Annotated in this window: 24 protein-coding genes; 11 read left to right on the top strand and 13 right to left on the bottom strand. The window is 44.7% G+C overall.

What is annotated here, in order from left to right:
• Position 1 precedes the first annotated feature (1 nt).
• The gene (locus tag ACVW0P_RS08300; RefSeq protein ID WP_457131659.1) at positions 2-1027 is read left to right on the top strand and encodes a S41 family peptidase; all 1026 of its coding nucleotides are present in this window, start codon (positions 2-4) and stop codon (positions 1025-1027) included.
• Positions 1028-1151: 124 nt separating this feature from the next.
• On the opposite strand, the gene ACVW0P_RS08295 is transcribed toward ACVW0P_RS08300, so the two are convergent.
• The 3 genes from ACVW0P_RS08295 to pdxH form a co-directional block, all read right to left on the bottom strand.
• The gene (locus ACVW0P_RS08295) at positions 1152-2279 is read right to left on the bottom strand and encodes an NADH-quinone oxidoreductase subunit D (protein ID WP_457131757.1); all 1128 of its coding nucleotides are present in this window, start codon (positions 2277-2279) and stop codon (positions 1152-1154) included.
• A 227-nt stretch (positions 2280-2506) separates the two neighbouring features.
• Positions 2507-3004: an NADH-quinone oxidoreductase subunit C gene (locus ACVW0P_RS08290; protein ID WP_457131658.1), complete on the bottom strand. Its 498-nt coding sequence runs from the start codon at positions 3002-3004 to the stop codon at positions 2507-2509.
• Positions 3001-3648 carry a pyridoxamine 5'-phosphate oxidase gene (pdxH, locus tag ACVW0P_RS08285; RefSeq protein ID WP_354431115.1) on the bottom strand — a complete coding sequence of 216 codons (648 nt, stop codon included), beginning with the start codon at positions 3646-3648 and terminating at the stop codon, positions 3001-3003. The genes ACVW0P_RS08290 and pdxH overlap by 4 nt, the downstream gene beginning before the upstream one ends.
• A gap of 109 nt (positions 3649-3757) precedes the next feature.
• Between pdxH and ACVW0P_RS08280 the strand changes: the two genes are divergently transcribed.
• Entirely contained in the window at positions 3758-4321 is a 564-nt protein-coding gene (locus tag ACVW0P_RS08280) for a YqgE/AlgH family protein (RefSeq protein ID WP_457131657.1), read from the top strand.
• Between the two features lie 74 nt (positions 4322-4395).
• On the opposite strand, the gene tatA is transcribed toward ACVW0P_RS08280, so the two are convergent.
• From tatA to ACVW0P_RS08265, 3 genes are all read right to left on the bottom strand, one after another.
• Positions 4396-4551 carry a twin-arginine translocase TatA/TatE family subunit gene (tatA, locus tag ACVW0P_RS08275; protein ID WP_252757359.1) on the bottom strand — a complete coding sequence of 52 codons (156 nt, stop codon included), beginning with the start codon at positions 4549-4551 and terminating at the stop codon, positions 4396-4398.
• A gap of 76 nt (positions 4552-4627) precedes the next feature.
• Positions 4628-5122, bottom strand: a complete 495-nt coding sequence (purE, locus tag ACVW0P_RS08270; protein WP_457131656.1) for a 5-(carboxyamino)imidazole ribonucleotide mutase — start codon at positions 5120-5122, stop codon at positions 4628-4630.
• A 158-nt stretch (positions 5123-5280) separates the two neighbouring features.
• Entirely contained in the window at positions 5281-6420 is a 1140-nt protein-coding gene (locus ACVW0P_RS08265; RefSeq protein WP_457131655.1) for a 5-(carboxyamino)imidazole ribonucleotide synthase, read from the bottom strand.
• Positions 6421-6612: 192 nt separating this feature from the next.
• Here ACVW0P_RS08265 and ACVW0P_RS08260 point away from each other — a divergent pair, with 192 nt between their 5' ends.
• Positions 6613-8070, top strand: a complete 1458-nt coding sequence (locus tag ACVW0P_RS08260) for an NADP-dependent isocitrate dehydrogenase (RefSeq protein WP_457131654.1) — start codon at positions 6613-6615, stop codon at positions 8068-8070.
• A 95-nt stretch (positions 8071-8165) separates the two neighbouring features.
• Here the strand turns inward: ACVW0P_RS08260 and ACVW0P_RS08255 are convergent, their stop codons facing one another.
• The 4 genes from ACVW0P_RS08255 to ACVW0P_RS08240 form a co-directional block, all read right to left on the bottom strand.
• The gene (locus ACVW0P_RS08255; protein ID WP_457131653.1) at positions 8166-9254 is read right to left on the bottom strand and encodes an AI-2E family transporter; all 1089 of its coding nucleotides are present in this window, start codon (positions 9252-9254) and stop codon (positions 8166-8168) included.
• Positions 9255-9328: 74 nt separating this feature from the next.
• Positions 9329-10039, bottom strand: coding sequence for a hypothetical protein (locus ACVW0P_RS08250; RefSeq protein WP_457131652.1), 711 nt, complete (start codon positions 10037-10039; stop codon positions 9329-9331).
• Positions 10029-10679 carry a hypothetical protein gene (locus tag ACVW0P_RS08245; protein WP_457131651.1) on the bottom strand — a complete coding sequence of 217 codons (651 nt, stop codon included), beginning with the start codon at positions 10677-10679 and terminating at the stop codon, positions 10029-10031. The genes ACVW0P_RS08250 and ACVW0P_RS08245 overlap by 11 nt, the downstream gene beginning before the upstream one ends.
• A gap of 6 nt (positions 10680-10685) precedes the next feature.
• On the bottom strand, positions 10686-11345 hold the full coding sequence (locus ACVW0P_RS08240) for a hypothetical protein (RefSeq protein ID WP_457131650.1): 660 nt from the start codon (positions 11343-11345) through the stop codon (positions 10686-10688).
• Positions 11346-11387: 42 nt separating this feature from the next.
• Here ACVW0P_RS08240 and ACVW0P_RS08235 point away from each other — a divergent pair, with 42 nt between their 5' ends.
• From ACVW0P_RS08235 to ACVW0P_RS08220, 4 genes are all read left to right on the top strand, one after another.
• Positions 11388-12407: a threonine aldolase family protein gene (locus ACVW0P_RS08235; protein WP_457131649.1), complete on the top strand. Its 1020-nt coding sequence runs from the start codon at positions 11388-11390 to the stop codon at positions 12405-12407.
• A 119-nt stretch (positions 12408-12526) separates the two neighbouring features.
• Complete coding sequence (locus ACVW0P_RS08230; protein WP_457131648.1) at positions 12527-13081, top strand: Crp/Fnr family transcriptional regulator; 555 nt, start codon at positions 12527-12529, stop codon at positions 13079-13081.
• A 72-nt stretch (positions 13082-13153) separates the two neighbouring features.
• On the top strand, positions 13154-13546 hold the full coding sequence (locus ACVW0P_RS08225) for a DUF4267 domain-containing protein (protein WP_457131647.1): 393 nt from the start codon (positions 13154-13156) through the stop codon (positions 13544-13546).
• 195 nt (positions 13547-13741) lie between these two features.
• On the top strand, positions 13742-14827 hold the full coding sequence (locus ACVW0P_RS08220) for a DNA topoisomerase IB (protein ID WP_457131646.1): 1086 nt from the start codon (positions 13742-13744) through the stop codon (positions 14825-14827).
• 186 nt (positions 14828-15013) lie between these two features.
• Here ACVW0P_RS08220 and ACVW0P_RS08215 read toward each other — a convergent pair whose 3' ends face one another.
• A complete protein-coding gene (locus ACVW0P_RS08215) occupies positions 15014-16966 on the bottom strand; it encodes a M56 family metallopeptidase (RefSeq protein WP_457131645.1) in 1953 nt (650 codons plus the stop codon).
• A gap of 4 nt (positions 16967-16970) precedes the next feature.
• Entirely contained in the window at positions 16971-17333 is a 363-nt protein-coding gene (locus tag ACVW0P_RS08210; protein WP_457131644.1) for a BlaI/MecI/CopY family transcriptional regulator, read from the bottom strand.
• A 220-nt stretch (positions 17334-17553) separates the two neighbouring features.
• On the opposite strand from ACVW0P_RS08210, the gene ACVW0P_RS08205 reads away from it, so the two are divergent.
• Both ACVW0P_RS08205 and ACVW0P_RS08200 read left to right on the top strand, forming a co-directional pair.
• Positions 17554-18399, top strand: a complete 846-nt coding sequence (locus tag ACVW0P_RS08205) for an SDR family oxidoreductase (RefSeq protein WP_457131643.1) — start codon at positions 17554-17556, stop codon at positions 18397-18399.
• 80 nt (positions 18400-18479) lie between these two features.
• Positions 18480-19025, top strand: a complete 546-nt coding sequence (locus ACVW0P_RS08200) for a c-type cytochrome (RefSeq protein ID WP_457131642.1) — start codon at positions 18480-18482, stop codon at positions 19023-19025.
• 724 nt (positions 19026-19749) lie between these two features.
• Here ACVW0P_RS08200 and ACVW0P_RS08195 read toward each other — a convergent pair.
• Positions 19750-20964 (bottom strand): NAD(P)/FAD-dependent oxidoreductase, encoded by a 1215-nt coding sequence (locus ACVW0P_RS08195; protein ID WP_457131641.1) that lies wholly within the window; start codon positions 20962-20964, stop codon positions 19750-19752.
• On the opposite strand from ACVW0P_RS08195, the gene ACVW0P_RS08190 reads away from it, so the two are divergent.
• On the top strand, positions 20963-21586 hold the full coding sequence (locus tag ACVW0P_RS08190; RefSeq protein WP_457131640.1) for an NADH-quinone oxidoreductase subunit A: 624 nt from the start codon (positions 20963-20965) through the stop codon (positions 21584-21586). The genes ACVW0P_RS08195 and ACVW0P_RS08190 overlap by 2 nt on opposite strands.
• Entirely contained in the window at positions 21576-22070 is a 495-nt protein-coding gene (locus ACVW0P_RS08185) for an NADH-quinone oxidoreductase subunit B (protein WP_457131639.1), read from the top strand. The genes ACVW0P_RS08190 and ACVW0P_RS08185 overlap by 11 nt, the downstream gene beginning before the upstream one ends.
• The last annotated feature ends 184 nt before the right edge of the window (positions 22071-22254 follow it).

Here is a 22254-nt window from a genome sequence, read left to right as displayed (position 1 = left end):
TATGAAACTTAAACTACTCGCTTGCCTGCTGGCATTACCATTCTTAAGCTTTGCACAACAGCCTTTAACCGGGGCAGACAGCGCCCGTAAATTGATAGATACGGCATTAGCTTACGCCAAAAAAAATTCGATATATAGGGGAAATGTGGATTGGAATAAATTAAATGATTCTGTCCGCGCGAAAAGTATGGGCGCAAAAAGTATAGTTGAAGCTATGCCGGCAGTATCATTAATGTACCAGATGTTAGGCGATTTTCATGGTATGGCTTTATATAATGGTAAAACATACAAATGGAATGCAACCCGCATAAAAGTGGATAAAGATTTGTATAAGGAACTGTTTGCCAAATTTAAGAAAGGTACGCCGCACGTCGAGACTGCTATGCTGGCTAATGGTTACGGCTATATACTGATCCCGGGAAACAACCCCACAAAGCAAGGGGAAACACAAATAATTGCCGCCCAGATCCAGGATTCTCTCGCCAAACTTAATCCGGCCAAGCTTAAAGGGATAATTATCGATCTGAGGTTAAACACGGGCGGTAACATGTGGCCAATGATATTGGGTGTGGGTAACCTGGTAAGCAAGGGTAAGCTTGGCACTTTTATCTATCCCGATGCATCTAAAAATGAATCGTGGCTGGTGAAGGATACCAGCATATATTCGGATACAATTAAGGTTTGCTCTATTAAGTCCATGTGCAAAGTAAATCCGAAAATTAAAATAGCGGTACTAACGTCTCCATACACAGCAAGTTCTGGCGAGGCAACGGCAATTACTTTTAAGGGGCAAAAAAACGCCTTTATAATTGGCGATACCACCGCAGGTTATACAACCGCTAATGAAAGTTTTAGTATGTATGGTGTTGAATTCATAATGGCGCAGGCAGCCGAGGCTGATAGGAATGGAAAGATCTATTATAAAAATGTTCCACCCGACAAGGAAATGATTGCCGGTGATAATTTTACGGATCTAAGTAAAGACGCGAAAATCATAACCGCGCTTGCGTGGATGAAAGGAAAATAGTAAGTCAGTTTGGTCAGTCTGAGCCTGTCGAAGACCTATACACCTTGCAAATTATTCGACACCATGACAATAGGGGGGGCAAAGTATCTTGACTCCTGATTCTAAATATCCTGACTCTCCTAAATTATCTGTCTACCTCACCAAGCACAAAATCAAGCGAACCGATGATGGCTATTAGGTCTGCTATCATTACGTTTTTGCCTAACTCGGGCAGTACGGATAGGTTATTGAAACTTGGGCCGCGCACCTTGCCACGGAAGGGGAGCTCTGAGCGCTCATTATTGTGCACAAAGTAAAAACCAAGTTCGCCTTTGGCGCCTTCACAGCGGGCATAATAATCCTGCACTTTTGGGGTAAGCTTACGCGGGAGTTTTGCACGCGGGTCAAACTCCGGTGTGCGTTTTAATTCGTTTTGCAGGCGGTTTAAGCACTGTTCAATTATCTTCAATGACTCCTGGATCTCGTCTACACGTACTTTGTAACGGTCCCAGCAATCGCCGGTGGTGCCCATCAGGCCTTTACCGACCGGGATGTCAAAATCCAGTTCGGGGTAAACAGAATAGTTATCTATGCGGCGTAAATCATATTTAAGTCCCGAACCTCGTAATACCGGGCCGCTGCAGCCAAAGTTAATGGCCACATCCATTGGCAACACGCCAACGTTAGCGGTGCGGCTAATAAAAATTTGGTTATCGGTCAAGAGCTGGTTAAGCTCAATCATTTTTGGTTTGAAGTAGTCAACAAATTCGCGGCATCGCTCTTCAAAACCCACGGGCAGGTCATAAAATAAACCACCAACCCATATGTAATTATACAGCATGCGCGAGCCCGAAGCCCATTCCAGCATGCCCATGATATGCTCGCGGTCGCGGAAACACCACAGGAAAGGGGTGAAGGCGCCAATATCAATGCCATATGTGCCAATAGCTATCAGGTGCGATGCAATGCGGTTAAGTTCGCAAACCAGCACGCGGATGTATTCAATGCGTTTGGGGATGTCTTTATCGATGCCCAGCATTTTCTCTACACCCATTACCCAGGCGTGACTGTTGTTCATAGATGCCAGGTAATCCAGCCTGTCGGTAAAAGGTATAGTTTGCTGATAAGTAAGTGACTCTGCATGTTTTTCAAAACAACGGTGCAGGTAACCAATGTGCGGAATAACCTCCTTAACTATCTCACCATCGGTAATTAGCTCCAACCGCAAAACCCCGTGCGTAGACGGGTGCTGCGGCCCCATGTTAAGCACCATGTCTTCCACAGCGGCGTTGGCTATCTTTTTGTGATAGGTTTCTAATGCTTTGTTATATTTCGAAACTTCTGCTTCCAATATTATTGTTTATTTCTATCCGTCATTGCGAGGTACGAAGCAATCTCTTTGCTATACAGAGCGGCCCTGCCTTTGTAGAGATTGCTTCGTACCTCGCAATGACGGGTGATTTTTAATTCGAAATTAAACATTCGAAATTCGACATCATTTTAATCCACTTTTATCCCTTTATAATACTCTGCAGCCTTATAATCTTTCCTTAACGGGTATCCTTCCCAATCATCGGGCAAAAGTATTCGCCTTAGGTCCGGGTGGCCGTCAAAAAAGATCCCCACAAGGTCGTAAGCTTCGCGTTCGTGCCAATCGGCAGTGCGGTAAACGGAGACTATGCTTGGGAACGATGGTAGATTATCCTCACTGCGGTCGTTCTCCTTACTTATCTTAAGCGTTAACTGCAAATGGTAGGCAATAGACGACAGGTGGTAAACGACACCAAAACGGCCGGCTTCTGCACCATAGTCCATCCCGGTAAGGCAGGAAAGGAAATCGAAATGAGTTTTGGGATTATTGCGCAGTTCCAAACAAACCTCAACAATACGGTCGGGTTTTATGAGCAGGGCGGGTTGCAGGCCGGTGCGTTCTTCGCCGGTAATTACATCCTCGCCAAACTTTTGGGTAAGCAATAATTTAATATCGTCAAAACTCATGGCGCCAGGCGAACAATCTTCCAGTTTTTATTATCGGTTTTCTTGTAAACTATCCTATCGTGCAGGCGGCTGCGGCGGCCCTGCCAAAACTCTATCAGGCGTGGTCTAAGTACATAGCCGCCCCAGTACGATGGTTTTGGCACATCGCCATCGGCGTACTCTAATTCTAAAGCTGCCATTTTTTGTTCCAGTTCTTCGCGGCCATTAATTTCCTGGCTTTGCGGCGATGCGGCTGCACCTATCTGGCTTAACTTAGGGCGTGTGTGAAAATATTTTTCAGAATAATTCTTGTCCAGTTTTTCTATAGTGCCCTCGATGCGGATCTGGCGTTCCATATCTCCCCAGTGGAAAATAAGGGCACCAAGCGGATTTTTAGCTATCTCTTTACCTTTACGGCTCAGGTAATTGGTGTAAAACTTAAAGCCATCATCGCTAAAGCCTTTTAATAAAACGATTCGGGCGCTTGGGCGGCCATCCAATGTAGCGGTAGCCAAAGTCATGGCGTTTGGCTCGTGCACTTTGTAATTAATGGCTTCGTTAAACCATTTATCAAACTGGCGGATGGGGTCGGCATTTACGTCGGTTTCGTTTAACGATGCCGCGGCGTAGTCCTGCCTTAAATTTTCTATATCTTTCTGATCCATTATCGCAAACTTACAAATTAATTATACCGTACATACAGGTTCACGGTTCATTTTATTAACTAACGAACATATTTTTACATTAAGTGTTATTTATTTAAATTCATAACCTATGTTAAGTCCCATTGCGGCGGCTGCAGGCCGTTTATTAATATCTGAACCATTTATGCCCGACCCTAACTTTAAACGGTCGGTTATCCTGCTTACCGAATATTCTGAGGCGGGTGCAATGGGTTTTATATTGAACCATCAATCAGAAATGCTGCTGGGCGATATTTTGCCTGATGTTTCCTATTCCGAGATCCCCGTATATATGGGCGGGCCTGTTGCCGAAAATACCCTGCATTATATTCACCGTTGCCCCGAAAAAATTGACGGCGGGATAGAGATCTGGGATGGTATTTACTGGGGAGGCGATTTTGAGCAGATAAAACAACTGATAACCAATTACCAGTTAACCGAAAATGAGATCAAGTTTTTTACAGGATACTCGGGATGGACACCTAACCAGTTAGATGACGAACTGCGCGAGGATGCCTGGATCGTAGCCAACAAATTCCAAGCCGACGCGATATTTAGCAACAATGAGCATAACCTTTGGAAAGAGGTTGTTATAAGCCTTGGCCAGCGCTACGCGCATATCGCCAACTTTCCCGAGAACCCGATGTTGAACTAACACCGGAAATATTAAAGAACAAAAAAACCTGCAACTAATTTAGTTGCAGGTTTTTTTATTATGTAGAATTAGGGTTATTCTTTAGTTGCTGTAGTAGTTTCAGCATCGCCCTTGGCATCTTTAAAAGATTTCATGCCCTCGCCAAGGCCACGCATTAATTGAGGTATTTTTTTACCGCCAAATAATAACAAGATGGCAATGATGATCAAAATAATTTCTGGTGCTCCCATGATTTTTTTTATTTAATATGTTGGTTGTATGTATAGATACGTTGTGTTGGTGCAAAAGGTTTTAACAGGCGGACATTTATTTGCCTTCCATCTCTGCTGCCGAAGCCTCAACTACTTGTTTTAATTTTTCTTTATACGCGATAAGGTTGTCAACAAGATATTCATCAGCAGTAGATAAAATTTGCGCGGCCAGGATCCCTGCGTTTTTAGCCGCATTTAAAGCTACCGTTGCTACCGGGATGCCATTTGGCATTTGTAGGATGCTTAGGATAGAATCCCAGCCATCGATAGAATTGCTTGATTTTACGGGCACGCCAATAACAGGCAAGTGCGTTAATGAAGCCACCATCCCCGGCAAATGCGCCGCACCGCCGGCACCAGCAATAATTACCTTAATTCCACGATCTGCAGCAGCACGGGCGTAGCTAAACATCCTGTCGGGCGTGCGATGTGCCGATACAACAGTTATTTCGTATTCTACACCCAGTTCTTTCAAAACATCCGCAGCATCTTGCATAATGTGTAAATCTGACTTGCTGCCCATTATAATGGCGATTTTTGGTTGGCTCATATTTTTGTCGATGGACCATGGACCATAGTCCATAGTATTTAATTATTTCAAACCGTCATTGCGAGGTACGAAGCAATCTCTTTGCTATACAGAGCGGCCCTGTGAGTAGGGGATTGCTTCGTACCTCGCAATGACGCGCGGGATTTATTTTTAATTATTTAACTTATTACTTTCAGCGTCTGCTGCACATAACGTGCTTTTTCAATCGCTTTTTCCCTGTCACTGTCTATTATCGTAACGTGCCCCATTTTACGGAAGGGTTTTGTTAATGCCTTGCCGTAAAGGTGTACGTACACGCCGGGGCATTTTAGGATCTTCTCTATTCCCTGGTAAACAGCCGGGCCCTCGTGGCCGGCTTCGCCTAAAATATTTACCATAATGGCATTGCTCAGGCAGGCGGTATCGCCCAGTGGCTGGTCAAAAATGGCGCGCAGGTGCTGTTCAAATTGCGACACAACGTTACCCTCGATGCTTTGGTGGCCGCTGTTATGCGGGCGTGGGGCAAGTTCGTTCACCAATATCTGTCCGTCTTTGGTCAGGAACATTTCTACAGCCAGGATGCCTACGATGTTTAGCGTTTCGGCAATGCGTTTGGCAATGTTCTCGGCTTCCATTTGTACCTCGAAGGGAAGGGTAGAGGGCGAGATCAAAAACTCAACCAGGTTAGCTTCGGGGTTAAACTCCATCTCTACCAGCGGGAAGGTTTTAACTTCGCCGCTTTCGTTACGGGCGACTATTACGCCTATTTCTTTTTCAAAATCTACGAGGCACTCTATCAGGCTTGGTTCGGTAAAGGCATTGGCTAATGAACTTTCGTTGTTAACGCGGTAAACGCCTTTGCCGTCGTAACCATCGCGGCGTAACTTTTGGATATATGGGAATGGGATATGGCTTGTCTTCAATTGCTCGGGCGATGAGATCACCTGGAACTCGGCCGTCGGGATGTCGTTCTCTTTAAAGAATTGTTTTTGCAGGCCCTTATCCTGGATCAATCGGATAATGCGCGATTGCGGGTAAACGGCAATACCCTCTTTTTCCAGTTGTTCTAAAGCGTCAACGTTAACTTTTTCTATCTCAATGGTAAGCAGGTCAACCTTTTTACCAAAGTTGTAAACGGTTTCGTAGTCGCTCAGCGAACCCACAACAAACTCGTTGCAAAGCCGGCGGCAAGGTGCCTCACGGTCGGGGTCCAATACCTTAACGGTAACATTATAATTTATTGCCTGCTGTATCAGCATGCGTCCAAGCTGGCCGCCGCCTAATATCCCTAATTTTAAATCGCCGTAAAATGCTTTCATGTATAGGCTACAAATTTACCTAAATCTTTTAAATAGCGGTTGAAGAATTATTTCTTGACGAAAATCTTAAAATAAGCTTTCTATTTACTGTTTTTATCGTCACAATTACACCACAATAACTGTTAAAACCTTTACACGTAGGGCTAAAAAGTCTACCTTTGCAGCGTTTTTACACACCACATATTATCATCCATGAAAACCAAAATAGCAGTAGCAAAAGGTGACGGTATAGGCCCGGAAATTATGGCCGCCGTGCTCCGCATATTTGAAGCCGCAAACGTACAGCTCGATTACGAGTATGTAGAAATGGGCAAATCTTACTTTGATGCAGGCCACTCCACCGGGATGACCGCACAGGCAAAAGAAACCATTGAGCGTTTAGGTCTGCTTTTTAAAGGCCCAATGGAAACCCCAAAAGGTAAAGGCGTAAAAAGCATCAACGTTACCGCCCGCAAGGTTTGGAATACTTACGCTAACCAGCGCGATTTCCGTTCGCTTAACGGTGTTGATACCGTATTCTCTAAAGCAGGCATCCCCATTAACCTTACCATCGTTCGCGAAAATATTGAAGATACTTACGGAGGCATCGAGCACTTGCTAACCAACGACGTTGCCGTTGGCCGACGTATTATTACCCGCCCGGGCTCGGCCCAGGTTATCCGTTACGCTTTTGAAATGGCGCGCCGTAAGGGTTATACCAAACTGGCTTGCGGCCACAAGGCCAACATCATGAAACTAACCGACGGCTTGTTCCTGGAAACGTTTTACGAGATAGCACGCGAGTACCCCGATATCGAATCATCTGATATTATTGTGGATGACCTTTGTATGAAACTGGTTTCGCGCCCGGAGATCTTCCAGGCTATTGTGTTAACTAACCTACAGGGTGATATTGTATCTGATCTTTGTGCCGGCTTAGTCGGCGGCCTTGGTTTTGCGCCATCTGCAAACATTGGCGATAACATTTCAATTTTCGAGGCTGTACACGGTACCGCGCCGGATATTGCCGGCCGTGGTATTGCAAACCCTACAGCTTTATTGTTATCGGGTATTTTGATGCTGCGTTATTTAGGTTTTACCACCGCCGCCGCCAATATCGAAAACTCGTTACTATACACGCTTGAACAAGGCATACACACCGGTGATTTTGGTGACAAAGCTACCGAAGCTGCCAATACAGAAACTTTTGCTGATGCCGTTATCGCTAACCTTGGCCACATCCCGGCGATAGGGGCGGTTATTGGCCAGCCAGATATGGAAGTGAAAGCAAACCACGATCATCCCCTAAAAAATAAATTAACTGTTACCAAAGCGGCTACTACCGAAGAAATGGTAGGTGTGGATGTTTTTGTAGAATCGAGCAAGCAACCAAATGAACTTGCCGAGCTTGCAAAACGCAAACAAACGGATAACTTCCAGTTGGTGATGATCTCTAACCGTGGTACGCAGGTATGGCCAACCGGCTCTATATTTACTGAGTTGGCGAACGAATACCGCATCCGTTTTGAAAAGAAGGACGGTACCGAGATCACCCAGAAAGAGATCCTGCTTATCGCTGCTGACCTGTCTGATGACTTTAAAGTTTGCTCTGTTGAGTTCCTGATGAAGTTTGACGGTAAAATTGGCTATACCCTGGCGCAGGGGCAGTAAGTCAAAATTTAAGTTAAAAGTAAAAAGGCCTGTATGTCAATTTTGACGCACAGGCCTTTTTCTTTTAGAATATTTGCTAAATCCTAATTGATCTATCAGTCGCTATTTACCGTTTTTCTGCCTACTTCGTTGTTATCCGGTTCCTCGGGATTTATTTTTTTGACGTAGATCTCATCTACTAAAATAATGATGATGGAAAGGAGTGGAACGGCCAGGATTATACCCAATACACCGGACAGGACACCCATTAGTACCTGGCTAATGATGGTTAAGGCAGGCGGGATATTGATCATCTTTTTCTGTATAAGCGGCGTAACAATATTACTTACAATGGTTTGCGATACAATGTAAAGCAAAGCCACGATGATGGCGGTATTAAGGTCCTGGGTTAAAGCGAGCAGTACGCCGGGTATCATTGCAACCAGCGAGCCAAAGTTTGGTATAAGCTTCAAAAGGCCCGTTAACAAGGCAAGTACAAGGGCCACCGGGATCCCAATAACGGTTAAGCCTGTGCTTATCATAATAAATATCAGCACCATAGAAAGCATCATGCCCTTTAACCATCCTTTTAAAGCCTGGCTAATACGGTCGATAACTTTTTTTGCCATGGGCTTGTTTTTCCCGGGGAACAGTTTGATGATACCGTCTTTATAAAGCGATGGATGCGTAGAAAAGAAGAGCCCCAGGAACATGATGATGTAAATGTTACCTAATACCCCAAAGCTGGTACTGAAAAAACTACGCGCGGTAGTAAACATTTTATCGCTGTTGCCATCTTCTTTAAAATACTCTAACACTTTAGAACCAAGCGGGCTGCCGCCAAGTTTTGCCTTAAAGTTATTGATGGTTTCGGGGAGGCTTTCATTTAAAATAGCTATCTGTCCCTGTATGGTAGTGCCCATGAACCACAACAGCGTACCCAGTAGCAGGAAAGAGCCACCCACAGAAATTGTCATGCAAACCTTACGGTTCCATTTGGTTTTGCGCTCTATCATATCGCCAAGGCCGTGGAAGTAAACAGATATTAACGCGCCTGCCAATATCATCAATATTACATTAAAGGCAACGCGGGCAATTAATATGGCTACTACAAGCAGGGCTACAATGGCAACAGTATGCCATACCTTTTCAATATAGGTAAGTTCTTTTGAAGGTTTTTCAGGGGTCGGCTTTATATCGGGCATTATGCGGGGTTAATTTATTTATTAAGGACACACAACACTCTTAAAAGTTTTAAAGAAATAAGGAAGTCCAATGTTTACCGGTGAAATGCCTTAACCTTGTTAAAATAAACGATAAGTTTTTCAATATTGCCGATACCGTAATGGTTGGCTTTTATTTGGTCTACTACCTCGGGCTCGTCACCCATCACTTCGCTCATTACGTCTATGAAATTCGCGTGGGTAAGGTGTTGCATACTGGCTGTACTGCTGCCATAGTAATAATATAACTTGCCTTTATTGCCACCGCCACCATTGCCGCCAATGCTAATACCCACGCCGCCACCGTATGATGTGCCGTAAGTACCTGTACCAAAACCAACAGATGGCGCAACCTGCACTTTTTTGCCACCGCCGCCACCACTGCCTGCGCCGCGGGTAGCATAAATTTTTATAGGCTCGTCTACAGCTACGCGTACAAAGTCAAATTCTTTTTTTGCCCAGGTTTCGTTACCGGGGGCATGGGCTACCACAAAGCTGTCCCTGCCTGCAACAAAGGATTGCAGATCGCTGGTGCTGAGGTAATAGGCTGTGGAATGTTCCTCGTCCTTAAATTCAATAAAACCCTCATCGGCAACAGGGCCGCGGCCGCCCGGGTTGGGATGGATATAGCCGTTTGTTTTTACACCCTTAACGTCAACAAAATAGCCGGGCAACCATTTTTGCGCGCTTGCTTTTTGGCCTGATAATAATATTAACAGCGCCATAAACGCTGCCGAAAATAAATGCTTTTTATACTTAGTTGTCATATGATCTTTTTGGCATTTGCCCGGTTAGGTAATAAGTTACCAGGTCCTGCATATCACCATAACGAAAAGTTTTGTCTTTAATTTTAGCAACTACCTCCGGTTTGTCGGCCATCAGGTTGCTCATAACCTCAACAAATTGTTTTTTCTCTAACTTGGTTACATTATCTGGCGTTTTGCCATAGTAATATGTAGTTTTTACGCCGCCGCCAACCGAGGTGCCTAAGCCAACACCGATGCCGAAGCCGCCGGTAAAACCGCCCGTGTTTATCATCAGCGGGAAACCGTTCCTGGTTACCTTATTGGTGTAAAGTTTGGTGGGATTATCTAATACCACCGTCATAAACGGGCTGTTTTTAAACAATACGTTATGTGATACCACGATGCTGTCGTCACCCATAATAAAAGCGTTCACTTTGTAATAGGGAACGGGAATAGTTTCGGCCATTTCATCCCTGCGGTAAAGTACCATGTCGCCATCCTCGTATTCGCCTTTGTGCGGTGGAACCCAGGAGATAAGCCCATCGAAAATCTCGCCATTGGTATGGTAAATCCTGCCCTCGTACCATTCGCGGTTAGGGCCCTGCGCGTTGGCAGTAAAGGAGCCTGCAAGCATTAGGACGATAAGTATTGTTTTGCGCATTGTTTGCTATTTTGAATTTGCGGCAGCCTTAGCCGCCCGTTTTTGGCTATATGCCCATTGCTGTAAAGCAACTTCCACATCTTCCATATCACGTAAGTCGTGGCTTTTAATTTTCTCAACTATTAACGGGATGTTAGCCAATATCTTACTTGTTACATCCACAAAATTCTTGTTATCTATTTTAATGACATTATTGGGATTTGGCCCGTAGTAATAAGTCTTTTTTGTATAGTTAAAACTTGCACCTACAGCCATGGTAACCGCGCCAATATTACCCACGCCAACACCAACACCCGGCGAAGTACGTTTTTCCATGGATCGATAGATCTTTAAGCTGTCGTTTGTGTTTACCAGCACGTTTAAAAACGGCTTCCGTTTAAATAGCTCATCTTTAGATACCACAAAACTATCAACCCCGATCACAAACGATTGCAGTTCGGTTGATCTCAATTTTACCATCTCCGCATTTTTCTGCGCTTTATAGTAAACTTCATCTCCATGACCATCCAAAATTGATTTTTGGGGCGGCGACCAAGAGACAAGCCCGGTATGCTTTACACCAACAGAGTCATAATAAAATCCCTCATCATAGTGCCTTTCAAATAATTGCGCGTTAGCCGTAATTGTAATGCTTAAAATACAAAGCAAGAGTAAAATTTTCTTCATAAATGGTTTAGATTTGAAACCAAATATAAACCATTTTTTGACATGATAACAGTAGATCTGCGCAGCGATACCGTGACTAAACCAACACCGGGGATGCTCGAAGCCATGTGGGGTGCCAAAGTTGGCGACGATGTGTTTGGCGAGGACGAAACAGTGAACGCCCTGGAGCAAAAAGCTGCAGAAATGTTTGGGATGGAAGCCGCCATTTACTGCCCGTCGGGCACCATGACCAACCAGATAGCCATTAAATGTTTTACCCAGCCACTCGATGAACTGATTGCCGACCAAACCGCGCACGTTTACCGTTACGAGGGTGGTGGCATCGCCTTCAATTCGGGGGTATCTACAAGGTTGCTGAACGGTTACCGGGGTATACTTACCGCCGAGATGATAGCGCCGGAGATCAATGACGACAATATTCATTACCCGCACACCAGCCTGGTAGTGTTGGAAAATACCGTAAACAAAGGCGGTGGCAGCTGTTACACGCTCAATCATATCAGCCCCATAGCTGAACTATGCAAGCAACGAGGCTTAAAACTACACCTTGATGGTGCCCGCGTTTTTAATGCCCTTGCCCATACGGGCGATAAAGCTGGCGATTATGGGAAGCATTTTGATGGTATCTCCGTATGCCTGTCAAAGGGATTGGGCGCGCCGGTTGGCTCTGTACTGCTGGCCGATAAAGCGACGATCAAGTACGCCCGCCGCATCCGTAAAGTTTTGGGTGGCGGAATGCGCCAGGCCGGTTTCCTTGCCGCGGCTGGGATCTATGCCTTAGATCACCACGTGGAGCGTTTAAAGATAGACCATGCCCACGCCCGCATCTTAGGCCAGGAACTTGCCAAATGTACCTGGGTAACCAACGTTATGCCTGTGGAAACTAACATTGTTTTATTTGATACCGTTGAACCCGCTGCCGCTATCCTTGCCAAACTTGCCGAAAAAGGTATTAAAGCAAGCAGCACAGATACCCACCGCATCCGTTTTGTTACACATCTGGATGTGCAGGCCGAAGGCGTAGAGTATGTGGTGGATATTATGAAAGGTTATAATCGATAGTTTTAATTATAAAACGTGTATGGGTCGATCATCGGAACACTATGAAATATCTGAAGCCTGATTATATTTAATACCGATTCAACATACTCCCGGAAATGATAGATAGTTTACTTTTTAGTATGCAACAGCTGATAGGGCTTAGCCCGGCAGAGATTGACATGGTGAAATCTTTGTTCAAGGAAAAGTCGTACAAGAAAGGCGACTTTTTTTTAGAAGAAGGGCGGGTTTGCAAACACGTGGGCTATGTTACAAAGGGGTTGCTGCGGTACTACATCAATCATGATGGGGAGGAGAAAACATACTCGTTTTCCCAAGAAAATAATTTTGTGTGTAATTACGAAAGCTTCCTCCCGCAGGAGCCATCTTCCAAAATCATCCAGGCTTTAGAAGATAGCGTTGTTTTAGTAATATCGCATGCCGGCCTGCAAATGTTATATGCCAACGTTAATGAAGGGGAACGTTTTGGCAGGCTTGCCATTGAAGCAGTTTTTTTACAATTGCTAAAAGATATCAGTTCATTATATACCGAACCCCCCGAAGTGCGCTACGAGCGGTTTTTAAGTAATCACGCCGACATCCTACAAAGGGTTTCACAATATCATATTGCTTCATTTGTGGGTGTGAAGCCGCAATCACTAAGCCGTATCCGTAAAAGAATTTCCACTCAGTTTTAATTTGTTAACCCAGGTGCATGAACGCTTGTTGCTACAACGGTAATTTTGTTTCAATATTTAAAACAAAATATCATGACAACAAAAATTTCTTACGCGATGGCGTTTTTATTAGGGCTGGGGATGATCTTCCTGGGAGTCCGGTTCTTTTTATCTCCCGAAGCGGCAACAGCCGGATTCGGCATTCATTTTAGCGCACATGGCGATTATTCCCTTCACTATACTAAAGGTATCAGGGATGTATTTTCCGGGCTGCTTTTGTGCGCCTTTGTGTTGATGAACCAAAGGCAGGCCGTTGGGGTGACATTATTGGCCGGCACTATAATTCCTGTAAACGATATGCTTGTTGTGCTTAGCAAAAGCTACAACGGTATTGTTCAAGCAATGCCACATATTATCGCCATCATCATTTGCGCCGTATTTGGAATCATTTTATTGGCAACCAAACATCAAAAAGCAGCCTTATGAAAAATCAGGGATTTATTAAACTGATCAGTTCTGTAAACAGCCACAAACAATAGCGGAGCCTTTATTGGATTTTTTCGTTAAAATCGCGATCAGAAATGGGCGTCTAAGTAGATTGATTGAGAGGTATTGTAACTAATAATTTCTCAAGTGATTCAACTTAAAACTTATCCATTAAACTCCTGTTGTATCTTACACATGAACCGCCTCGTAAAAAAACTCGAAAAAATCGGCCGCGACCCAAAATCTACTGCTAAGGCGGTAGGCCTGCGCTATGTTTCAGATTCTACCCCCGGCTATACCCGCAAAAAAAGTGGCAAGGGCTGGTCGTATCTTGATGCCGACGGCAAAACGGTAAAGGATAAGGAGTTGGCAGAGCGGTTCAATAAACTGGTTATTCCACCGGCTTACACCAATGTGTGGATCTCGCCATATGACAACGGGCACCTGCAATTTACAGGCACCGATGCAGCGGGGCGCAAGCAGTACCGTTACCATGCGCATTGGAACAAGATCCGCAATCAATCTAAATATCACCGCCTGCAAACTTTTGCATCGCACTTGCCTGCTATTCGCGAGCAAATCGATAAAGACCTTGCCCGCCATAAACTTGATCATGAAAAGGTTGTAGCCCTTGTGGTGCGCCTGATGGAACTCACCAGCATCCGTGTAGGAAACGAATCATACAAAAAACTTTACGGTTCCTTTGGTTTAACCACCCTGATGGATAAGCACGTGAAGATAGAAGGTAACCAGATGAAGTTTGAGTTTAAGGGCAAAAAAGGGGTGATGCATAAAATTGCCTTGCAAAGTAAAAGGCTTGCGAAACTGGTTAAGCAATGCCGCGACATCCCCGGTAAGGAGTTGTTTCAATATTATAATGATGATAATACCCACTGCACCATAGGTTCCGGGGATATCAATACCTATTTGAAACAAATTACGGGCGAGGACTTCACCGCTAAAGATTTCCGTACCTGGGCGGGCAGCGTGAGCGCGTTGTATGCCTTTAAAGAAGCCGGGGAATTTGATACGATATCCGAATGTAAAAAGAAGATTGTAAGCGTGCTGGATGAGGTAGCCATTAACCTGGGCAACACCCGCACTGTTTGCAAAAAATATTACGTGCACCCAACTGTTATAAAAAGCTACGAAGAAGGTTCTATATTTAAGTATATCCGGGAACTTGATGAGGATAAGGATGTAAAATCGTCTGAACTAAACAGGGCAGAAAGAGCTTTATTGGAGATATTGGAGAAAGAAAAACTTGCTGAAGCGAGTTAAACAACATTTAATAAAAGTTTGTCATGCTGAACGATAGTGAAGCATCTGACGCTACGCCTTGTAAACGATTGCAGAGTTCAATAATAGATCCTTCGCTATCGCTCAGGATGACAAAATAGAAAAAAAAAGGTTGACCGGGCTCGCCCCGATCAACCTTAAAATAGGTTAACAATTTAACTGATCTTATTATTGTTTCCCTTTTTTGGTGTAGATATAAACCACACCATATTTGGCTTTATCGCCGTATTTCTTAACCGTATCGGTGCTATTGCTGGTGCTCATGCGGTCAATATCAAAAGCCGATAATTTTTTCAATTCTTTTTCGCTTGCTATTTTATCGTCAATCACAATTAACTTGTCGGATATGCGGTCCATGCTCCTCAACCTTAACATGGCCGTCCTTGGATAATCAGTAGTTATATTCGCCACTTTGTTCTTTGTGCCGTAACCTGTTACCACCACCTCTTTTACAGCCGATGCATCAGTATATGTCCCGGTGGCTGAAAATGATGTAGGCTTGCCTTGTACAATAATTACGGGGTCCACAGCTTTACGCAACATGTACTCAACACCTGCAACGCCTTTTGCCGGGTAACTTACACGCACAATTCCCGAGTCTAACACGATCTCTTTTATCTCGTCTGCCGGGATGGTTGATGCGTTGCCATGTGCAACTATCCTTACATTAGTCACCTTACCTTTTACTCCACCTAATAAATTTATCGTTTCAACTTCTTTAAGGGTAAGGTTTTTAGGGTCTTTGGTTACTCCATTTAGCCTGATCTTATCAACTCGGTTGATGTTTAGTTTTTCGGCGAATGCTTTGCCTGCTTCCGAGTCTTTAGTGGTTACAAATATTACGTTCCGTTTATTGTCAAAATTGAAAATGCTTTTATTTCCTGTTAGGTTATTCAGATCATTTTGCCCCATGATGTTGATGCTGGTGATGGTGCCGGGGTCAACTTTAGAGAATATCGTATTATCAACCTTTTTGCCGTTCAACACTAAGTTCATCGAGTCGATAGAGTGGCTCTTGTCTAAGCTTATCGAAAAGGCTTGCTTTCTGCCTGTATCAGGTTTAGTATCGTAAGTAAAGGCAAAGTTTTGTTTTATTTTAATGGTATCAGCTTTAGTTACAAAGGGAGCCTTCTTTTTAACAGGAGTAGTATCAGCGAAAGCTAAAGTAGTTTGGGTTGCTTGTGTAATAGCCAGGGTTAGCGGTTTCATAGCTACTGCTATTTTGTGGGTAATGGGTTTTGCTATCTCCGCTTTCGACAGCGTAAATACCAATAGCAATGCAATAACGGCAGGTATAACAAACGCGTAACGCGTTAATGTAAACCTCGAAGATCTTTTTGCGTTCATCATAATTATGCGTTTTTTAATGGTTGAAATATTAAAGTGGTTTACGATCCCCGGCGTGGTGTTGGCGTTAAAACTCACGTTTACCAGGCTGTATTGATAAGTTTTACTGTCGAAGCCCTTGTTCAGGATCTTCCTGTCGGTAATAAACTCGATGTTTTCGCGTACTGCCTTTTTCATAAGCCAGATGCCGGGGTTAAACCAGTAGAAAATGCTGCTAAGTTCGGCAAGCAAAATATCTATGGTATGCCAGCCGTTAACATGTACCTGCTCGTGCAGCAATATGGCTTTCAAATCGGCAGGGGTGTGGTTGGCGGGGTTTACATAGATGCTCCTCCAAAAGGAAAATGGTGCCGCTTCGCCCTCTATCAGCCTTACATCATGCTCATGAATGGTTGCCGACTTAGATCTGCGGTGCAATTGAAATAACGAGAATAACTGCATCATCAGCCTGAAGGCTAAAAAGATAGCCCCCGCCCAAAAGATAACCGTTGCCCAAGCCCAGTAGTCAGGTTGGGTTAAAGGCCTTATAAGGCTCTCGGCTGGTGCCTGCCAGTTTAGTATCACGGTTTGTACCGGTTTGGCAAGGGTTTCGTGGCGCTGGGCAAAATCGCTCAGGTCAATTTTTGGGTAAAGAGTTGCAAACAGTATGGCAACCATCAGGTACACCCGGTTAAGCGTGTAAAAGGTTAGGTGGCGAAGCACCAGGTAATAGCCCGCGCAAAACAGCAGCAGGGCTATGTTCACTTTAAACAGAAATACGAATAAAGCAGGCATGATATTAAGGTTTAGGTTTTTCTATCAGGTTAAGAATCTCTTTTAATTCGCTGGCGCTGATCTTTTTTTCGTTGGCGAAAAAGGTAACCAGGTCTTTGTACGAGTTTTTGAAATAGTCGCTCACAAAGCCGCTCATGAAACGGGTTTTGTATTCTTCTTCAACGATGGCCGGGGTATAGCGGAACGAGTTGCCCAGTTTTTCGCCGGTTACAAAACCTTTACGTTCCAGGTTTTTTATGGTTGATGCCAGGGTGGTGTAGGGCGGCTTAGGCTCGGCCACTTGATCCAGGAAATCTTTAATGAACCCCGTGCCCGCCTGCCATACGGCCTGCATGGCTTCTTCCTCTTGTTGTGATAATTTCTCCATTGCTATCTACGATTATTTCGTAAACATACGACTATTTCGTAATGATGCAAGGGGTTTAACAAAATTTAACAAAAATATTTGTGCGGAATTATATGGCGTAAATACTGTGTTCGAAAACTTATCGTTTTAAGACCCAAATGGTTGGCTAAGCAGCTGTTTCCCGGTGAGCCAAATTATGTTAGATTTGGGTACCAATCGTACTTAATACAAAATTATTTATATGCCAATCACCACCACTGTTATAACCGGCGCAACATCCGGCATCGGTAGGGAAACCGCTTTGGCGCTGGCCAAAAAAGACCACGCGCTATACCTTTTAGTACGCGATACCGAAAGGGGCGAGCAACTAAAGCAAGAAATTATATCGGCCACAAAAAACCGGAATATTTATATAGTACCGTGTGACCTTGCCGACCTGCATAGCGTACGAAATGCAGCCGGGATCTTAAAAAGCAGCCTGCTATCAATAAACATTTTGATCAATAACGCGGGCGGCATTTTTGCCGAACGTGAAGAAAGTAAAGACGGTTTTGAAATGACCTTCGCGGTAAACCATCTTGCGCACTTTTTACTGGTGCAGTGCCTTTTGCCGTTGTTAGAAAAAGGACAGGCGCGCATTATAAATGTAAGTTCTGAAGCGCACCGCATGGCTAAACCAAATTTTAACGATTTGCAGTGGACCAAGCGGCCCTACTCGGCGTGGAAGGCTTACGGTACCGCCAAACTATTTAATATATACTTTACGCGGTCATTGGCTATTAAATATGGTGCAAAGGGGATAAGTGCTTTTGCCTTGCACCCGGGGCTGGTAAATACCGGCTTTGGCACGGGGCTTAGCGGTATTGGCAAGTTGTTGATGTCGTTAGCGCGGCCATTTATGATCTCGGCAGAGAACGGTGCGCAAACCACTATTTACCTGGCATTGGCTACCCGCATAGATGCCCAAAGCGGTAAGTATTTTAAAAGCAGTCGGCCTGCGAATACATCTGCCGAAGCAACAAATGATGTTGGGCGCGACAGGCTTTGGGAGCTAAGCATGGAAATAATAGAACCCTTCTTAAATTAGGTAGGTAATATTATTGTGGCATGTTGCAGGATCAGATTTATTGACTTAGATTAGAAGTTTAAACATACGCTTACACAATTATGACAATCAACAGAAAATTAATAGTAACTATAGGGCTTTTATCTGCCGTAGCTTTTATGGCGATGGTACCTGCCACAAAAAAACCTGCCGAAGAGAAGTTCAAGAACCTTAAAGTTTTACCCAAAGATATTACTGGCGAAGAAATGCACAAAGTGATGGAAGAGTGGGAACACGCCCTGGGCGCGCGCTGTAGCTTTTGCCATGTACGTAACGAGGATACCAAGAAAATGGATTTTGCTGCAGACGGCAAACCCGAAAAAGATATGGCCCGCGAAATGTATAAAATGACGCAGGACATCAACAAAAAATATTTCCACGCGGAAAAAGATAGCACAGACAGGATAATGGAAAGCAGCATTAACTGCTATAGCTGCCACCGTGGTGTATCGCACCCGGAAGTGGTAAGGGCATCAGAATTGCCACGCCAGCCACGCCCGGGTACACCACCGGCACCGGACCAGCCAGCATGGGCGCCTGCACCAGGAACCGCGCCTGCACAAGGCACGCCGCCAGCACAAACACCTGCCCCAGAAAAGAAACCATAAGGTTTGATTTTTTAACCACAAAGGGCACAAAATTATAATCAAAAGGCCGCTAAGAAATCTTAGCGGCCTTTCTTGTTTATCAATATGCACTTTGGGACAGGGTATGAGGATAAACCCGGTAGATAATGTAGGTTGTGGTTAAGCCTCTCTTAATTGCCTCATTACCAAGTAAGAAGTAATCTCTTACTACACAGTGCCGTTAAGGAGCACTTGCAACGTATACCAGGTTGCAATCTTAAGAGGTGTAATGAATGTGCTGAGGTCTTATGTGCTGATGTGTTTTAAATCAACGTTAGTCCGCTCATTCGCCGCGGAGAGCTATTACTTTGTATCAAGACAAAGTAATACAAAAATCAAGACAAAAAAATCCTTCTCCGCACAGGCCTTTACCCATCGGCCACGGTTTTTTGTCGGCGCACCGCTCTTTTAATACTCACCTTCCGTAGTACTGTATAAAAGATTACAAAATTTTAATTTTATAATTGAGCCAGACGGATCTGACGGCACCATCTAATGCGGCATTGTTACATTCGGTTAGTACAGGCACTGCTAAAGCGCTAACCTTCACAGAAGGTGGCGCGGCCGCGACTTTTCTTTGGTTCGTTTCTTTTGAGAGAAAAGAAATGAACATCCACAGGTCCAAAACTTACAACTGCCCTTCCTAATGAAAAACCATTGTAACCGGTGGTTTTCACCCCCGCGTTCTTTGTGGTTAATCGTCAAGCTAAATATTCTGCGCTATTACAAACCCACTTGCCCAAGCCCACTGAAAGTTGTAGCCACCCAGCCAACCTGTAACATCCAAACATTCGCCGCCGAAGAACATGCCCGGTACTTTTTTGCTTTCGAGGGTTTTGGATGATAGTTCGTTAGTGTCAACACCGCCCGTCATCACCTCGGCTTTATCGTAACCTTTGGTGCCTGCAGGCTTTACCTTAAACTCGTGCAGCAGTATGCTGATGTCTTCCAGTTCGGTTTTGGTAAGGGATGCCAGGTTTTTATCCGCAGGGATATAATCTACCAAAGCCTCGGCAAACTTGCGGGTAAACAGGTTAGATAAATAAGCCAGCAGCATCTTCCTGCCGTTTTGCTCGCGTTCCTGTAGGATGAGTTCAATAATATCCTTGCCGGGCAGCAGGTCGATGTATATATGTTCGCCGGGTTTCCAGTACGATGAGATCTGCAAAATGGCCGGGCCGCTTAAGCCCCAATGCGTAAACAGGATATTTTCTTCAAAGCTTGCCCTGTCGTTCCACACGCGGCAAAATATACTGTTGCCAGATAGCTGCTCGTACCAGGGCTGATCTTTACCGGTAATGGTGAGCGGCACCAGGGCAGGGGAGGTTTCGGTAACCTGCATTTCAAACTTACGCGCTACGCGCAGACCAAAATCCGTAGCGCCCATTTTTTGGATTGGCAGGCCGCCACTGGCTATAACCACTTTAGGAGCAAATAAAACCTGCTGCTGATCATCACGGATAATCGTAACATTAAAACCCTCCTCGGTTTGCTCAACTGCAGTAACCTCGGTATCACACCAGATCTCCTGGCCCAGATCGTTACACAAGTTTGTGAAAACATTTACCGCATCCTTAGCCTTATCGCTCACCGGGAAGAGCTGCCCAAGCGTTTTTTCTTTTCCTTCGATGCCGTAGCTTTCAAAAAAGTTCACGGTATCGTCAACCGTCCACTGCGCCAGGGCCGACCGGCTAAAATGCTCGTTATTAGATATGAATTGTTTATGAGTGGCGTACAAATTAGTGTAATTGCACCTGCCGCCGCCGCTTATCAATATCTTGGCGCCTACTTTATCGTTCTTCTCTAATACCAATGTTTGCTTGCCTAAAAAGCCGGCTTGTACCGCGCACATAAGCCCGCAGGCGCCGCCGCCAATAATTATAGCGTCAAAAGTTGATTGTTTTGTTAAATTTGCTGTCATGGATGATGTTGCGCAAATATCAGAATTTGGAAAGATACTTATCTTTTTAATTGTAGGCGTTGTTGCAATTGGTGGATTGTTTTTTGTGAACCGCCTTTTAGCGCCGCGCAACCCCAATTACGAAAAGCTAACTACTTACGAATGCGGCGAAGAACCAACCGGCAATGCCTGGTTGCCCTTTAACTCGCGTTTTTACGTTATCGCACTGGTTTTCTTGCTGTTTGATGTAGAGATGGTATTCGTTTTCCCCTGGGCAACGGTTTTTGGTAACCGCGAAATTATTGCGATTGATGCCCGCTGGGGATGGTTCTCCCTGATAGAGATGTTCATTTTTTTAGGGATACTGATATTGGGCCTGGCTTACGTATGGATAAAAGGCGACCTCGACTGGATAAAACCAAACGCCGCCCTGCCGCAAACAGACACCCGCATCCCGAAAACATTATATGACGACCTAAACACACAGCAAGGCAATTTCAAGGTGAGGGAATTTAGTTTAGAGATACAACCTGTAGCCGCCGCTATGGCTGCTCCTGTTGCAGCCCCTTCTGATACCACCACACAGGAAGTGCGCAAGCCAATGTTTAAACCATCATTTAAAAAGCCAGCCAATGACGCCTGACCTGACCAACGAAGCCGGTGGCATTGTGATCACCAAAATGGATGACCTGCTTAACTGGGCAAGGCTATCATCATTGTGGCCCTTAAGTTTTGGGATCGCCTGCTGCGCGATTGAAATGATGGGCGCTATGGCATCTACTTATGACCTGGATAGGTTTGGGGTATTCCCCAGGCCTTCGGCAAGGCAATCGGATGTCATCATTATTGCAGGTACGGTAACCTTTAAAATGGCAGAGCGCATCAAACGCCTGTACGAGCAAATGCCCGAACCTAAATATGTGATCTCGATGGGGTCATGCTCTAACTGTGGCGGCCCATACTGGCAGCACGGTTACCATGTGGTAAAAGGCGTTGACAGGGTTATCCCGGTGGATGTTTACGTACAAGGCTGCCCACCAAGGCCCGAAGCGCTTATTGGTGCTATCTTAGAATTGCAGAAGAAGATTGAGAAGGAACATATAATAGCGGGTGCCCAACCTGTTTAATCTTCGCATGTCAATCTTATACATTTACAATTTAAAAAATAGTGGCGCGGTTTTGCCAATAGTTAAATTCTACCCTTGTTGGTGTTATTACCAACAAGCCGCAATGCCTGGCTACCATGTGCTGTATTTTACTTGCTAACGGCAGATTTTTTTAAATGAAAGTTATGGTGACACGGTTTTATCA

It is taken from the genome of Mucilaginibacter sp. UYNi724, from assembly GCF_054057495.1.
The sequence above is the reverse complement of the archived record's forward strand: the minus strand, read 5'-3'. Positions and strand labels throughout refer to the sequence as shown.

Excerpts from the sequence above, each read along its gene's own strand:
- ACVW0P_RS08205 (WP_457131643.1), top strand. The coding sequence starts at position 17,554 with ATGCCAATCACCACCACTGTTATAACCGGCGCAACATCCGGCATCGGT.
- ACVW0P_RS08240 (WP_457131650.1), bottom strand. The coding sequence starts at position 11,345 with ATGAAGAAAATTTTACTCTTGCTTTGTATTTTAAGCATTACAATTACG.
- ACVW0P_RS08215 (WP_457131645.1), bottom strand. The coding sequence starts at position 16,966 with ATGCCTGCTTTATTCGTATTTCTGTTTAAAGTGAACATAGCCCTGCTG.
- tatA (WP_252757359.1), bottom strand. The coding sequence starts at position 4,551 with ATGGGAGCACCAGAAATTATTTTGATCATCATTGCCATCTTGTTATTA.
- ACVW0P_RS08265 (WP_457131655.1), bottom strand. The coding sequence starts at position 6,420 with ATGAAAGCATTTTACGGCGATTTAAAATTAGGGATATTAGGCGGCGGC.
- ACVW0P_RS08290 (WP_457131658.1), bottom strand. The coding sequence starts at position 3,004 with ATGAGTTTTGACGATATTAAATTATTGCTTACCCAAAAGTTTGGCGAG.
- ACVW0P_RS08280 (WP_457131657.1), top strand. The coding sequence starts at position 3,758 with ATGTTAAGTCCCATTGCGGCGGCTGCAGGCCGTTTATTAATATCTGAA.
- ACVW0P_RS08210 (WP_457131644.1), bottom strand. The coding sequence starts at position 17,333 with ATGGAGAAATTATCACAACAAGAGGAAGAAGCCATGCAGGCCGTATGG.
- ACVW0P_RS08230 (WP_457131648.1), top strand. The coding sequence starts at position 12,527 with ATGCAACAGCTGATAGGGCTTAGCCCGGCAGAGATTGACATGGTGAAA.
- ACVW0P_RS08295 (WP_457131757.1), bottom strand. The coding sequence starts at position 2,279 with ATGGTGCTTAACATGGGGCCGCAGCACCCGTCTACGCACGGGGTTTTG.
- purE (WP_457131656.1), bottom strand. The coding sequence starts at position 5,122 with ATGAGCCAACCAAAAATCGCCATTATAATGGGCAGCAAGTCAGATTTA.
- pdxH (WP_354431115.1), bottom strand. The coding sequence starts at position 3,648 with ATGGATCAGAAAGATATAGAAAATTTAAGGCAGGACTACGCCGCGGCA.
- ACVW0P_RS08190 (WP_457131640.1), top strand. The coding sequence starts at position 20,963 with ATGGATGATGTTGCGCAAATATCAGAATTTGGAAAGATACTTATCTTT.
- ACVW0P_RS08195 (WP_457131641.1), bottom strand. The coding sequence starts at position 20,964 with ATGACAGCAAATTTAACAAAACAATCAACTTTTGACGCTATAATTATT.
- ACVW0P_RS08235 (WP_457131649.1), top strand. The coding sequence starts at position 11,388 with ATGATAACAGTAGATCTGCGCAGCGATACCGTGACTAAACCAACACCG.
- ACVW0P_RS08260 (WP_457131654.1), top strand. The coding sequence starts at position 6,613 with ATGAAAACCAAAATAGCAGTAGCAAAAGGTGACGGTATAGGCCCGGAA.
- ACVW0P_RS08185 (WP_457131639.1), top strand. The coding sequence starts at position 21,576 with ATGACGCCTGACCTGACCAACGAAGCCGGTGGCATTGTGATCACCAAA.
- ACVW0P_RS08200 (WP_457131642.1), top strand. The coding sequence starts at position 18,480 with ATGACAATCAACAGAAAATTAATAGTAACTATAGGGCTTTTATCTGCC.
- ACVW0P_RS08245 (WP_457131651.1), bottom strand. The coding sequence starts at position 10,679 with ATGCGCAAAACAATACTTATCGTCCTAATGCTTGCAGGCTCCTTTACT.
- ACVW0P_RS08255 (WP_457131653.1), bottom strand. The coding sequence starts at position 9,254 with ATGCCCGATATAAAGCCGACCCCTGAAAAACCTTCAAAAGAACTTACC.
- ACVW0P_RS08300 (WP_457131659.1), top strand. The coding sequence starts at position 2 with ATGAAACTTAAACTACTCGCTTGCCTGCTGGCATTACCATTCTTAAGC.
- ACVW0P_RS08250 (WP_457131652.1), bottom strand. The coding sequence starts at position 10,039 with ATGACAACTAAGTATAAAAAGCATTTATTTTCGGCAGCGTTTATGGCG.
- ACVW0P_RS08225 (WP_457131647.1), top strand. The coding sequence starts at position 13,154 with ATGACAACAAAAATTTCTTACGCGATGGCGTTTTTATTAGGGCTGGGG.
- ACVW0P_RS08220 (WP_457131646.1), top strand. The coding sequence starts at position 13,742 with ATGAACCGCCTCGTAAAAAAACTCGAAAAAATCGGCCGCGACCCAAAA.